General features: G+C 31.7%; 5 protein-coding genes. All 5 read right to left on the bottom strand.

The window, feature by feature from the left end; all coding sequences use genetic code 11:
• Positions 1 to 39 precede the first annotated feature (39 nt).
• The 5 genes from ACAN_RS12880 to ACAN_RS12900 all read right to left on the bottom strand — a co-directional run bounded on the left by ACAN_RS12880 (position 40) and on the right by ACAN_RS12900 (position 16,179).
• The gene (locus ACAN_RS12880; protein ID WP_147525221.1) at positions 40 to 11,754 is read right to left on the bottom strand and encodes an immunoglobulin-like domain-containing protein; all 11,715 of its coding nucleotides are present in this window, start codon (positions 11,752 to 11,754) and stop codon (positions 40 to 42) included.
• Positions 11,755 to 11,842: 88 nt separating this feature from the next.
• Positions 11,843 to 12,652, bottom strand: a complete 810-nt coding sequence (locus ACAN_RS12885; protein ID WP_099335209.1) for a sensor histidine kinase — start codon at positions 12,650 to 12,652, stop codon at positions 11,843 to 11,845.
• Between the two features lie 7 nt (positions 12,653 to 12,659).
• A complete protein-coding gene (locus tag ACAN_RS12890; RefSeq protein ID WP_099335208.1) occupies positions 12,660 to 13,325 on the bottom strand; it encodes a WG repeat-containing protein in 666 nt (221 codons plus the stop codon).
• Between the two features lie 14 nt (positions 13,326 to 13,339).
• A complete protein-coding gene (locus ACAN_RS12895) occupies positions 13,340 to 14,692 on the bottom strand; it encodes an ankyrin repeat domain-containing protein (protein ID WP_099335207.1) in 1,353 nt (450 codons plus the stop codon).
• 5 nt (positions 14,693 to 14,697) lie between these two features.
• Positions 14,698 to 16,179, bottom strand: a complete 1,482-nt coding sequence (locus ACAN_RS12900; protein ID WP_099335206.1) for an HlyD family type I secretion periplasmic adaptor subunit — start codon at positions 16,177 to 16,179, stop codon at positions 14,698 to 14,700.
• Positions 16,180 to 16,181: the final 2 nt, after the last annotated feature.

Raw genomic sequence — 16,181 nt, forward strand, 5'->3', positions numbered from 1 at the left:
TATCTATTGAGTCTTCTACTGTTAATTCACCTGCATTTACTACTGGTTCTCAATCTCTCCTGCACTACTTGATACTTCTGCTGTAATAGATGTTGTTGAATCTGCTTCTTTTATTGAATCTGAATCTGCTGTTACTGTTATTGTCGCATCTTTTGTTCCATTTTCAGTAAACGTAACTTCTGTTCCATCTGATAATTTAACTGTTACAGTCTCTCCATCTTTAAAGTTATGACCTTCTAATTTAACTTCTACTGTTGCAGAAGTTGCATCTTCATTTACTGTTGCATTTCCAACTGTTACTGTTGTTGTATCTATTGAGTCTTCTACTGTTAATTCACCTGCATTTACTACTGGGTTCTCAATCTCTCCTGCACTACTTGATACTTCTGCTGTAATAGATGTTGTTGAATCTGCTTCTTTTATTGAATCTGAATCTGCTGTTACTGTTATTGTCGCATCTTTTGTTCCATTTTCAGTAAACGTAACTTCTGTTCCATCTGATAATTTAACTGTTACAGTCTCTCCATCTTTAAAGTTATGACCTTCTAATTTAACTTCTACTGTTGCAGAAGTTGCATCTTCATTTACTGTTGCATTTCCAACTGTTACTGTTGTTGTATCTATTGAGTCTTCTACTGTTAATTCACCTGCATTTACTACTGGGTTCTCAATCTCTCCTGCACTACTTGATACTTCTGCTGTAATAGATGTTGTTGAATCTGCTTCTTTTATTGAATCTGAATCTGCTGTTACTGTTATTGTCGCATCTTTTGTTCCATTTTCAGTAAACGTAACTTCTGTTCCATCTGATAATTTAACTGTTACAGTCTCTCCATCTTTAAAGTTATGACCTTCTAATTTAACTTCTACTGTTGCAGAAGTTGCATCTTCATTTACTGTTGCATTTCCAACTGTTACTGTTGTTGTATCTATTGAGTCTTCTACTGTTAATTCACCTGCATTTACTACTGGGTTCTCAATCTCTCCTGCACTACTTGATACTTCTGCTGTAATAGATGTTGTTGAATCTGCTTCTTTTATTGAATCTGAATCTGCTGTTACTGTTATTGTCGCATCTTTTGTTCCATTTTCAGTAAACGTAACTTCTGTTCCATCTGATAATTTAACTGTTACAGTCTCTCCATCTTTAAAGTTATGACCTTCTAATTTAACTTCTACTGTTGCAGAAGTTGCATCTTCATTTACTGTTGCATTTCCAACTGTTACTGTTGTTGTATCTATTGAGTCTTCTACTGTTAATTCACCTGCATTTACTACTGGGTTCTCAATCTCTCCTGCACTACTTGATACTTCTGCTGTAATAGATGTTGTTGAATCTGCTTCTTTTATTGAATCTGAATCTGCTGTTACTGTTATTGTCGCATCTTTTGTTCCATTTTCAGTAAACGTAACTTCTGTTCCATCTGATAATTTAACTGTTACAGTCTCTCCATCTTTAAAGTTATGACCTTCTAATTTAACTTCTACTGTTGCAGAAGTTGCATCTTCATTTACTGTTGCATTTCCAACTGTTACTGTTGTTGTATCTATTGAGTCTTCTACTGTTAATTCACCTGCATTTACTACTGGGTTCTCAATCTCTCCTGCACTACTTGATACTTCTGCTGTAATAGATGTTGTTGAATCTGCTTCTTTTATTGAATCTGAATCTGCTGTTACTGTTATTGTCGCATCTTTTGTTCCATTTTCAGTAAACGTAACTTCTGTTCCATCTGATAATTTAACTGTTACAGTCTCTCCATCTTTAAAGTTATGACCTTCTAATTTAACTTCTACTGTTGCAGAAGTTGCATCTTCATTTACTGTTGCATTTCCAACTGTTACTGTTGTTGTATCTATTGAGTCTTCTACTGTTAATTCACCTGCATTTACTACTGGGTTCTCAATCTCTCCTGCACTACTTGATACTTCTGCTGTAATAGATGTTGTTGAATCTGCTTCTTTTATTGAATCTGAATCTGCTGTTACTGTTATTGTCGCATCTTTTGTTCCATTTTCAGTAAACGTAACTTCTGTTCCATCTGATAATTTAACTGTTACAGTCTCTCCATCTTTAAAGTTATGACCTTCTAATTTAACTTCTACTGTTGCAGAAGTTGCATCTTCATTTACTGTTGCATTTCCAACTGTTACTGTTGTTGTATCTATTGAGTCTTCTACTGTTAATTCACCTGCATTTACTACTGGGTTCTCAATCTCTCCTGCACTACTTGATACTTCTGCTGTAATAGATGTTGTTGAATCTGCTTCTTTTATTGAATCTGAATCTGCTGTTACTGTTATTGTCGCATCTTTTGTTCCATTTTCAGTAAACGTAACTTCTGTTCCATCTGATAATTTAACTGTTACAGTCTCTCCATCTTTAAAGTTATGACCTTCTAATTTAACTTCTACTGTTGCAGAAGTTGCATCTTCATTTACTGTTGCATTTCCAACTGTTACTGTTGTTGTATCTATTGAGTCTTCTACTGTTAATTCACCTGCATTTACTACTGGGTTCTCAATCTCTCCTGCACTACTTGATACTTCTGCTGTAATAGATGTTGTTGAATCTGCTTCTTTTATTGAATCTGAATCTGCTGTTACTGTTATTGTCGCATCTTTTGTTCCATTTTCAGTAAACGTAACTTCTGTTCCATCTGATAATTTAACTGTTACAGTCTCTCCATCTTTAAAGTTATGACCTTCTAATTTAACTTCTACTGTTGCAGAAGTTGCATCTTCATTTACTGTTGCATTTCCAACTGTTACTGTTGTTGTATCTATTGAGTCTTCTACTGTTAATTCACCTGCATTTACTACTGGGTTCTCAATCTCTCCTGCACTACTTGATACTTCTGCTGTAATAGATGTTGTTGAATCTGCTTCTTTTATTGAATCTGAATCTGCTGTTACTGTTATTGTCGCATCTTTTGTTCCATTTTCAGTAAACGTAACTTCTGTTCCATCTGATAATTTAACTGTTACAGTCTCTCCATCTTTAAAGTTATGACCTTCTAATTTAACTTCTACTGTTGCAGAAGTTGCATCTTCATTTACTGTTGCATTTCCAACTGTTACTGTTGTTGTATCTATTGAGTCTTCTACTGTTAATTCACCTGCATTTACTACTGGGTTCTCAATCTCTCCTGCACTACTTGATACTTCTGCTGTAATAGATGTTGTTGAATCTGCTTCTTTTATTGAATCTGAATCTGCTGTTACTGTTATTGTCGCATCTTTTGTTCCATTTTCAGTAAACGTAACTTCTGTTCCATCTGATAATTTAACTGTTACAGTCTCTCCATCTTTAAAGTTATGACCTTCTAATTTAACTTCTACTGTTGCAGAAGTTGCATCTTCATTTACTGTTGCATTTCCAACTGTTACTGTTGTTGTATCTATTGAGTCTTCTACTGTTAATTCACCTGCATTTACTACTGGGTTCTCAATCTCTCCTGCACTACTTGATACTTCTGCTGTAATAGATGTTGTTGAATCTGCTTCTTTTATTGAATCTGAATCTGCTGTTACTGTTATTGTCGCATCTTTTGTTCCATTTTCAGTAAACGTAACTTCTGTTCCATCTGATAATTTAACTGTTACAGTCTCTCCATCTTTAAAGTTATGACCTTCTAATTTAACTTCTACTGTTGCAGAAGTTGCATCTTCATTTACTGTTGCATTTCCAACTGTTACTGTTGTTGTATCTATTGAGTCTTCTACTGTTAATTCACCTGCATTTACTACTGGGTTCTCAATCTCTCCTGCACTACTTGATACTTCTGCTGTAATAGATGTTGTTGAATCTGCTTCTTTTATTGAATCTGAATCTGCTGTTACTGTTATTGTCGCATCTTTTGTTCCATTTTCAGTAAACGTAACTTCTGTTCCATCTGATAATTTAACTGTTACAGTCTCTCCATCTTTAAAGTTATGACCTTCTAATTTAACTTCTACTGTTGCAGAAGTTGCATCTTCATTTACTGTTGCATTTCCAACTGTTACTGTTGTTGTATCTATTGAGTCTTCTACTGTTAATTCACCTGCATTTACTACTGGGTTCTCAATCTCTCCTGCACTACTTGATACTTCTGCTGTAATAGATGTTGTTGAATCTGCTTCTTTTATTGAATCTGAATCTGCTGTTACTGTTATTGTCGCATCTTTTGTTCCATTTTCAGTAAACGTAACTTCTGTTCCATCTGATAATTTAACTGTTACAGTCTCTCCATCTTTAAAGTTATGACCTTCTAATTTAACTTCTACTGTTGCAGAAGTTGCATCTTCATTTACTGTTGCATTTCCAACTGTTACTGTTGTTGTATCTATTGAGTCTTCTACTGTTAATTCACCTGCATTTACTACTGGGTTCTCAATCTCTCCTGCACTACTTGATACTTCTGCTGTAATAGATGTTGTTGAATCTGCTTCTTTTATTGAATCTGAATCTGCTGTTACTGTTATTGTCGCATCTTTTGTTCCATTTTCAGTAAACGTAACTTCTGTTCCATCTGATAATTTAACTGTTACAGTCTCTCCATCTTTAAAGTTATGACCTTCTAATTTAACTTCTACTGTTGCAGAAGTTGCATCTTCATTTACTGTTGCATTTCCAACTGTTACTGTTGTTGTATCTATTGAGTCTTCTACTGTTAATTCACCTGCATTTACTACTGGGTTCTCAATCTCTCCTGCACTACTTGATACTTCTGCTGTAATAGATGTTGTTGAATCTGCTTCTTTTATTGAATCTGAATCTGCTGTTACTGTTATTGTCGCATCTTTTGTTCCATTTTCAGTAAACGTAACTTCTGTTCCATCTGATAATTTAACTGTTACAGTCTCTCCATCTTTAAAGTTATGACCTTCTAATTTAACTTCTACTGTTGCAGAAGTTGCATCTTCATTTACTGTTGCATTTCCAACTGTTACTGTTGTTGTATCTATTGAGTCTTCTACTGTTAATTCACCTGCATTTACTACTGGGTTCTCAATCTCTCCTGCACTACTTGATACTTCTGCTGTAATAGATGTTGTTGAATCTGCTTCTTTTATTGAATCTGAATCTGCTGTTACTGTTATTGTCGCATCTTTTGTTCCATTTTCAGTAAACGTAACTTCTGTTCCATCTGATAATTTAACTGTTACAGTCTCTCCATCTTTAAAGTTATGACCTTCTAATTTAACTTCTACTGTTGCAGAAGTTGCATCTTCATTTACTGTTGCATTTCCAACTGTTACTGTTGTTGTATCTATTGAGTCTTCTACTGTTAATTCACCTGCATTTACTACTGGGTTCTCAATCTCTCCTGCACTACTTGATACTTCTGCTGTAATAGATGTTGTTGAATCTGCTTCTTTTATTGAATCTGAATCTGCTGTTACTGTTATTGTCGCATCTTTTGTTCCATTTTCAGTAAACGTAACTTCTGTTCCATCTGATAATTTAACTGTTACAGTCTCTCCATCTTTAAAGTTATGACCTTCTAATTTAACTTCTACTGTTGCAGAAGTTGCATCTTCATTTACTGTTGCATTTCCAACTGTTACTGTTGTTGTATCTATTGAGTCTTCTACTGTTAATTCACCTGCATTTACTACTGGGTTCTCAATCTCTCCTGCACTACTTGATACTTCTGCTGTAATAGATGTTGTTGAATCTGCTTCTTTTATTGAATCTGAATCTGCTGTTACTGTTATTGTCGCATCTTTTGTTCCATTTTCAGTAAACGTAACTTCTGTTCCATCTGATAATTTAACTGTTACAGTCTCTCCATCTTTAAAGTTATGACCTTCTAATTTAACTTCTACTGTTGCAGAAGTTGCATCTTCATTTACTGTTGCATTTCCAACTGTTACTGTTGTTGTATCTATTGAGTCTTCTACTGTTAATTCACCTGCATTTACTACTGGGTTCTCAATCTCTCCTGCACTACTTGATACTTCTGCTGTAATAGATGTTGTTGAATCTGCTTCTTTTATTGAATCTGAATCTGCTGTTACTGTTATTGTCGCATCTTTTGTTCCATTTTCAGTAAACGTAACTTCTGTTCCATCTGATAATTTAACTGTTACAGTCTCTCCATCTTTAAAGTTATGACCTTCTAATTTAACTTCTACTGTTGCAGAAGTTGCATCTTCATTTACTGTTGCATTTCCAACTGTTACTGTTGTTGTATCTATTGAGTCTTCTACTGTTAATTCACCTGCATTTACTACTGGGTTCTCAATCTCTCCTGCACTACTTGATACTTCTGCTGTAATAGATGTTGTTGAATCTGCTTCTTTTATTGAATCTGAATCTGCTGTTACTGTTATTGTCGCATCTTTTGTTCCATTTTCAGTAAACGTAACTTCTGTTCCATCTGATAATTTAACTGTTACAGTCTCTCCATCTTTAAAGTTATGACCTTCTAATTTAACTTCTACTGTTGCAGAAGTTGCATCTTCATTTACTGTTGCATTTCCAACTGTTACTGTTGTTGTATCTATTGAGTCTTCTACTGTTAATTCACCTGCATTTACTACTGGGTTCTCAATCTCTCCTGCACTACTTGATACTTCTGCTGTAATAGATGTTGTTGAATCTGCTTCTTTTATTGAATCTGAATCTGCTGTTACTGTTATTGTCGCATCTTTTGTTCCATTTTCAGTAAACGTAACTTCTGTTCCATCTGATAATTTAACTGTTACAGTCTCTCCATCTTTAAAGTTATGACCTTCTAATTTAACTTCTACTGTTGCAGAAGTTGCATCTTCATTTACTGTTGCATTTCCAACTGTTACTGTTGTTGTATCTATTGAGTCTTCTACTGTTAATTCACCTGCATTTACTACTGGGTTCTCAATCTCTCCTGCACTACTTGATACTTCTGCTGTAATAGATGTTGTTGAATCTGCTTCTTTTATTGAATCTGAATCTGCTGTTACTGTTATTGTCGCATCTTTTGTTCCATTTTCAGTAAACGTAACTTCTGTTCCATCTGATAATTTAACTGTTACAGTCTCTCCATCTTTAAAGTTATGACCTTCTAATTTAACTTCTACTGTTGCAGAAGTTGCATCTTCATTTACTGTTGCATTTCCAACTGTTACTGTTGTTGTATCTATTGAGTCTTCTACTGTTAATTCACCTGCATTTACTACTGGGTTCTCAATCTCTCCTGCACTACTTGATACTTCTGCTGTAATAGATGTTGTTGAATCTGCTTCTTTTATTGAATCTGAATCTGCTGTTACTGTTATTGTCGCATCTTTTGTTCCATTTTCAGTAAACGTAACTTCTGTTCCATCTGATAATTTAACTGTTACAGTCTCTCCATCTTTAAAGTTATGACCTTCTAATTTAACTTCTACTGTTGCAGAAGTTGCATCTTCATTTACTGTTGCATTTCCAACTGTTACTGTTGTTGTATCTATTGAGTCTTCTACTGTTAATTCACCTGCATTTACTACTGGGTTCTCAATCTCTCCTGCACTACTTGATACTTCTGCTGTAATAGATGTTGTTGAATCTGCTTCTTTTATTGAATCTGAATCTGCTGTTACTGTTATTGTCGCATCTTTTGTTCCATTTTCAGTAAACGTAACTTCTGTTCCATCTGATAATTTAACTGTTACAGTCTCTCCATCTTTAAAGTTATGACCTTCTAATTTAACTTCTACTGTTGCAGAAGTTGCATCTTCATTTACTGTTGCATTTCCAACTGTTACTGTTGTTGTATCTATTGAGTCTTCTACTGTTAATTCACCTGCATTTACTACTGGGTTCTCAATCTCTCCTGCACTACTTGATACTTCTGCTGTAATAGATGTTGTTGAATCTGCTTCTTTTATTGAATCTGAATCTGCTGTTACTGTTATTGTCGCATCTTTTGTTCCATTTTCAGTAAACGTAACTTCTGTTCCATCTGATAATTTAACTGTTACAGTCTCTCCATCTTTAAAGTTATGACCTTCTAATTTAACTTCTACTGTTGCAGAAGTTGCATCTTCATTTACTGTTGCATTTCCAACTGTTACTGTTGTTGTATCTATTGAGTCTTCTACTGTTAATTCACCTGCATTTACTACTGGGTTCTCAATCTCTCCTGCACTACTTGATACTTCTGCTGTAATAGATGTTGTTGAATCTGCTTCTTTTATTGAATCTGAATCTGCTGTTACTGTTATTGTCGCATCTTTTGTTCCATTTTCAGTAAACGTAACTTCTGTTCCATCTGATAATTTAACTGTTACAGTCTCTCCATCTTTAAAGTTATGACCTTCTAATTTAACTTCTACTGTTGCAGAAGTTGCATCTTCATTTACTGTTGCATTTCCAACTGTTACTGTTGTTGTATCTATTGAGTCTTCTACTGTTAATTCACCTGCATTTACTACTGGGTTCTCAATCTCTCCTGCACTACTTGATACTTCTGCTGTAATAGATGTTGTTGAATCTGCTTCTTTTATTGAATCTGAATCTGCTGTTACTGTTATTGTCGCATCTTTTGTTCCATTTTCAGTAAACGTAACTTCTGTTCCATCTGATAATTTAACTGTTACAGTCTCTCCATCTTTAAAGTTATGACCTTCTAATTTAACTTCTACTGTTGCAGAAGTTGCATCTTCATTTACTGTTGCATTTCCAACTGTTACTGTTGTTGTATCTATTGAGTCTTCTACTGTTAATTCACCTGCATTTACTACTGGGTTCTCAATCTCTCCTGCACTACTTGATACTTCTGCTGTAATAGATGTTGTTGAATCTGCTTCTTTTATTGAATCTGAATCTGCTGTTACTGTTATTGTCGCATCTTTTGTTCCATTTTCAGTAAACGTAACTTCTGTTCCATCTGATAATTTAACTGTTACAGTCTCTCCATCTTTAAAGTTATGACCTTCTAATTTAACTTCTACTGTTGCAGAAGTTGCATCTTCATTTACTGTTGCATTTCCAACTGTTACTGTTGTTGTATCTATTGAGTCTTCTACTGTTAATTCACCTGCATTTACTACTGGGTTCTCAATCTCTCCTGCACTACTTGATACTTCTGCTGTAATAGATGTTGTTGAATCTGCTTCTTTTATTGAATCTGAATCTGCTGTTACTGTTATTGTCGCATCTTTTGTTCCATTTTCAGTAAACGTAACTTCTGTTCCATCTGATAATTTAACTGTTACAGTCTCTCCATCTTTAAAGTTATGACCTTCTAATTTAACTTCTACTGTTGCAGAAGTTGCATCTTCATTTACTGTTGCATTTCCAACTGTTACTGTTGTTGTATCTATTGAGTCTTCTACTGTTAATTCACCTGCATTTACTACTGGGTTCTCAATCTCTCCTGCACTACTTGATACTTCTGCTGTAATAGATGTTGTTGAATCTGCTTCTTTTATTGAATCTGAATCTGCTGTTACTGTTATTGTCGCATCTTTTGTTCCATTTTCAGTAAACGTAACTTCTGTTCCATCTGATAATTTAACTGTTACAGTCTCTCCATCTTTAAAGTTATGACCTTCTAATTTAACTTCTACTGTTGCAGAAGTTGCATCTTCATTTACTGTTGCATTTCCAACTGTTACTGTTGTTGTATCTATTGAGTCTTCTACTGTTAATTCACCTGCATTTACTACTGGGTTCTCAATCTCTCCTGCACTACTTGATACTTCTGCTGTAATAGATGTTGTTGAATCTGCTTCTTTTATTGAATCTGAATCTGCTGTTACTGTTATTGTCGCATCTTTTGTTCCATTTTCAGTAAACGTAACTTCTGTTCCATCTGATAATTTAACTGTTACAGTCTCTCCATCTTTAAAGTTATGACCTTCTAATTTAACTTCTACTGTTGCAGAAGTTGCATCTTCATTTACTGTTGCATTTCCAACTGTTACTGTTGTTGTATCTATTGAGTCTTCTACTGTTAATTCACCTGCATTTACTACTGGGTTCTCAATCTCTCCTGCACTACTTGATACTTCTGCTGTAATAGATGTTGTTGAATCTGCTTCTTTTATTGAATCTGAATCTGCTGTTACTGTTATTGTCGCATCTTTTGTTCCATTTTCAGTAAACGTAACTTCTGTTCCATCTGATAATTTAACTGTTACAGTCTCTCCATCTTTAAAGTTATGACCTTCTAATTTAACTTCTACTGTTGCAGAAGTTGCATCTTCATTTACTGTTGCATTTCCAACTGTTACTGTTGTTGTATCTATTGAGTCTTCTACTGTTAATTCACCTGCATTTACTACTGGGTTCTCAATCTCTCCTGCACTACTTGATACTTCTGCTGTAATAGATGTTGTTGAATCTGCTTCTTTTATTGAATCTGAATCTGCTGTTACTGTTATTGTCGCATCTTTTGTTCCATTTTCAGTAAACGTAACTTCTGTTCCATCTGATAATTTAACTGTTACAGTCTCTCCATCTTTAAAGTTATGACCTTCTAATTTAACTTCTACTGTTGCAGAAGTTGCATCTTCATTTACTGTTGCATTTCCAACTGTTACTGTTGTTGTATCTATTGAGTCTTCTACTGTTTCATCTTTTGAGTTATTTACTAATTGTAAATTCTCATAGTTACTTGCTCCATCTTCATCTACTGCTTCTAAATCTGTTGCTTTTGGAATTATAGTCGTATCTTTAATTGAATCTGGATCCATAAAATCAATTGTTACTATTCCTGTTGTCTCACCTGCTTTTACGATGATTGTTTGTTCAACTCCATCTACTTTAAATGTAAATGTCTCATCATTTGTTGGAGCAGTATCTAAAGTGATCTTATATGTAACAGTTGCTCCATCTTCATCTCCACTAATTGATGATGTTAATGTTGCGTTTGTTGTATCTATTGTATCTGTAATTGTTGTACTAGCTGTTGTATCACTATTTACAATATCAAAGCCACCACCACTTGTTCCAGAAACTGTTACATCAATTGTTATATCATCTTCTTTATATACATCAGGATCTGGAGTAATACTTGCAACTACACTTCCTGTAGTTGATCCAGCTGAAATATTAATTACGGCACCATTACTTAAAGTAATAGTCATATCTGCTAATGCAGGAGTAGAAAGGTTGGCTGTATATGTTATAGAGTTATCATCTTCTGTAATTTGTGATGTTGCACTTAATGTTATAGTTACTTCTGTATCCCCTGCACCATTTCCAGGAGTACCATCTCTATCAGGAATATTTGAATCTAATCCATCTAATTGTGTATCAAGTCTACTTCTTCCACCTAATATATTTACATCATCTGCATCATTAAAGTTAATAGGTCTAAAAGTTGAAGTATCACCCTCAGCTCCACCAGCAGCTGCAGCTTCAAGTACACTTGTTAAAGAACCAAAGTCATCTATTATAACTCCATTTGTTTCTTCAGGATTTATAGATGATTGAGCTAATAAATCTTTTAAAGACTTAATTACATCATCACCTTTAAAATCATCATTTAGTACTGTTTGATTTAACTCATCAAGTCCTTCTTGATCTTTTATAATACCTAATATATTCTTATCTTCAATATTCTCTTCAAGAATTGAATCTACTATATTTTTAAATATGATTTTTACTTTTGTTGTTCCTAAATCCATATTTAAAACAACTGATTTTTCAGAATCTTGAAGACTCATTGTGTATTTATGTCCATCAAGATTATTAAAGTAAAACTGCTGCCCAGCTTTTGGAGAAATTACTAAATTCTCAGTAACATCTAAACTTTTAACTTCACCATTTGCTTCTTTAATCATTAACTTTAACATAATAGACTCCTATAATTTTCTACTATAACAATAATAGTAAAAAAAAGTCTCTATAAAGTTTCTTTTTATAAAAAAATCAAAAAATCATTTATTTTTTAATATTTTGGGGAGTTTGTATTGTAAAAAGTGCTCCATTACTTGTATTTTCTGCACTTAGCATTCCTGCCATATTTTTTTCTATAATAAGTTTGGACATGAAAAGTCCTATTCCTGAGCCATCTTTTTTTTCATTTGTATAAAAAGGCTTAAACACATCATCAATATTTTTAAGTTTTATTCCACCTGCATTATCTTCTATCTTAATAATTGCAATATCTTCTTTTTTATCAATTGTTATTTTTATTAGTGGATTTTTTATTTTTCTATAGATTAACATCTCTTTGGCATTGTTAATTATATTAATTAATACTTGTGAATATTCACTTTTTACTCCATAAACTTCTGGATTTTTTTTCACAATAATCTCAAGATTAATATTATTGTCTTTTAAACTTGTACTTAAAATATTAATTGCAGAGTTTATTTGTGTTGAAAGACTAAATTTTATAGACTCTTTATTTGTGGAAAAAAAATTCTTAAAATCATTTATTGTATTTGACATATATTTAGTAATTTCATTTAATTTAGAAATCGCTTCTAAAACCTCATCATTATCAATACTTTTATTACCTCTTAATTTAATTTCAATTGGTAAAAATAAAGAGTTTATTTCCATAAGTGGTTGTCTCCATTGATGAGAGATTGAAGATAGCATCTCTCCCATTGAAGCTAATTTACTTTGATGAAAAAGTATTTGTTCCTTTTGTCTATTTTTTTCTATTTCTTTTTGAATTTTTTCTTCTAACTCTCTATTTTGTTCTTCAAGTTCAATGAACTCATCAAGCTTTGTTTGTCTCATTTTATGCCTACTTTAAATTATCTTGTTTTAAAAAATATATTTTTTCACCATCAATAACTTTAGCTACTCCATCTATAAAATCATAAACAAAATCATATTTTGCTAAAACAACTTCTTCGCATTTTCTATTTAAAAAACCCCATTTATTATCTTTTTTAAATCTTACAAAACCATTACTAAAAGAGTATATTTCATCATATGAAAAATCTGTTATTAAATTCATATTTTTATCTATACAAGCATATTTATTATTTGAAAAAGACTGAACAAAACTAACATCAAATAAAAAGTCTCTTGCATCCTTAAAAATAGGTTTTTGAACTAAATTTAAATTTTCATCAATATAGCCAAATTTATCATTTTCTTGAACAACAGCAAGCTTATTATAAAACTTCGAAACTTTTTTAAAAACAGGTTTAAAAATCACTTTATCTAAAGAAATAATCCCAAAATAGTTATTATACTCATATAATAAATATTCATTTGTATTATTAGCATTTATACCATCAATAAAAGATAGTTGATTAAAAATTGGTTTTATTATAAATTTGTTTTCTTTACTACTAAAAACTCCATATTTTTCATTTTTACTTGTTATTATCAAATTATCATTTGAGCTACAAGCAAGAAAAAATATAGAAATAAAAATAGATATAATTAGACTTGTTTTCATATAAAGTTTCCTTATTATTTTGGTACAGTTTGTATTTTAAACTCTACTCTTCTTGATAATTCCAAGTTTTCCAAGCCATCTTTATTTTTGATAGTTTCTAAAGAAGATTTTCCTTCTGGAAAAAAGTTCTTTTCTATCCAAATCATATTATCCTTAACTCTTTTATCATTAATACTTTTTATAAAACTATAAACATTTTGTGCTCTTTTTTTAGATAATTGCATATTTTTTTCAAACTTTTCTTCTTCACTTTTTGCACTACTATATTCTGATGATGTGTGACCTTGAATTAGAACATTTACTATTTGATCTTTGTATTCATATAAAGTTTTAATATATCTTGGAATAAAAGATTCTAAGATTGCTTTATACTTTTCATTTAATTCTAAACTTCCATATGAAAACATTGCTTGTGGATTTAAAAATCTAAATGTTAAAGTTTGTTTATCAAGTTGAGCATTCCAGTTTTTTAAATCACCTTCAAACTCTTCATAAAGTGCGTCATAAAGTGAATTTAAAATATGAATAGAAAAAGTACTACTTTTTTCATCTATAAAATTTTCATTTTTTGCTACTACTTTTATTTTATAATCACCATTTTTTAGATATTTATCAATGTTTACGCACCATGTATCATTTTTAACTTTGCCTTTAAACTCCATACCATTTAGATATAAATTAATTTCATCAATTTGATTTCCCAATATTTTCCCACAAATTTTTGGAGTACTGTCATTGATAATATAATACTCATCTATTTTAATCAAATTTTTTTCAACTTGCAGATTCTCAATAAGACTTGCAGTATCAATATCATTTATATTTTTATCTACATCATTAGCTTTATCTTTATTTTCACAAAAGATATTTATATTTTCACTCTCTAACATTTTTATAATTAATTGGTCATTTGTTTTTAATGCATAATCAAAAGCTTTAAAGCCATACTTATCTTTAATATCACTTTTTGCTTTATTACATAGTAGTAATTTTGACATTTGTGTATAAGCATTTCTAGTAGAATCTAACAATGCAGTATCACCAAATTTATCAACACTATTAACTAAAGCTCCATTTTCAATTAATATGTTTGCAATTTCTAGATGATTAAATCTTGCTGCTAAATGAAGTGGAGTATATCCGTATCTATCTTTTTTGTTTATGTCTAACTTATCTTGTAACAATAAAAAGTTCAATAATTCTATATCATTGATTCTTGCTGCGTCATATATACTCATTTCTTTTAAAACACCTAGTTCATTGGTTTTTAAAAGATTATCTTTAAGTGTTAGTTGTTTGTTTTTTTCAACATTCATACAACCACTAAGAAATACTCCTACTATAAAAATCGTTGCAAATAGCTTCATAAACTCTACCTCTCTGTCAATGCATTTTGTTTAACTTTTAATATTGGTTTTAAAATAAAATCCAAAATAGTTTTTTTACCAGTTACAATATCTACAGTTGCTACCATCCCAGGAATAATTGGAAGTTTTTCTCCATTTCTTTCTAAAAAATTCTTATTAGTTCTTACTACAACCCTATAATAACTTTTTTCATCTTTTGACTCTTTATCTATTATACTATCAGCTGAGATATCTACAATCTCTCCATCTAACCCACCATATATAGAAAAATCATAAGCTGTTATTTTTACAATAACTTTTAATTTAGGATGGATAAAAGCAATATCTTTTGGATCAATTTTTGCCTCTACAAGCAATGCATCACTACTTGGAACAATCTCTATTAAATCCATTCCTGATTGTACAACTCCACCTACAGTATTTAGATATATTTGTTTTACATATCCATCTACAGGTGATGTTAAAACGGTTTTTGCTACTTTATCTCTATCTGAAACTAATTTTGCTTTAAACTTATTTAATTCCCCTAAAGTTTTTTGCAATAAATCAGAAGCTTCACTTTTAAAAATATTTATCTTCTCATCTATTTTGAAATTCATCTCTTCAATTGCAGATTTTGAACGAGGAATTGATAATAATGCAGCTTCTAAATCACCACTTACTTTATTGTACTCTTTCTCAATATCCAATACATCATAAGTAGACTTTGCACCTCTTTGTGCAAGTTTTTGTATTGTTTTTCTTTGCTCTTTTATAATTCTATAACTCTTTTTCAAATTTGTAACTGTATTTTCAATCTCTTTTAACTCTTGTTTTTTTTGTTCTAATTGATTTTGCAATACTTTAACAGATGATTTTAGTTCTCTTACTCTACTTGTAAAAAGTTGTCTTTCAGAAGCGGCGTATTCGGGTGCAACTTCTAAAACCTCTTCTGGAAAACTCAATTTTGGAATTTTTTTTGTTATATCTAAGTTGGATTCAACTTCAAGTCTAACTCTAACTGCTAAAAGACCTAAATATGCTTGTTTATTCTCTTCAAATGAGGCTTGAAATCTAGTTGTATCAATTTTTATTAAAGGGTCACCTTTTTGAACCATTTGACCCTCTTTAATTAAAATATCAGAAATAACTCCACCATCAAATGATTGTACTTGTTGAATCTTATCTGATGGGATAACTTTACCCTCACCTCTTGCTAATTCATCAATTTGCGAAAAAGAAGCCCAAATAATAAAAACTGTAAAAATCAATGTAATCATTATAAATACTATTTTTGAGATATTTGTTGGTTCTTCATTTGCATAACTATAGCTTGTATATACAAAGTTCATATCATCATTTGATGAATCTTCTAATCCAAATATAGATTTGAATCTATTTTTTAAACTATCATTTTTTTTATTTTCAAAATTCTCTTTTTTAGCTTGAGGGATTGAACTATTTTGCCCCTCATTAATAATCTTTTTGATATCTTCTTGTTCTTGCATGA

Source organism: Malaciobacter canalis, assembly GCF_008000835.1.
In the GTDB taxonomy this organism is placed as follows: domain Bacteria; phylum Campylobacterota; class Campylobacteria; order Campylobacterales; family Arcobacteraceae; genus Malaciobacter; species Malaciobacter canalis.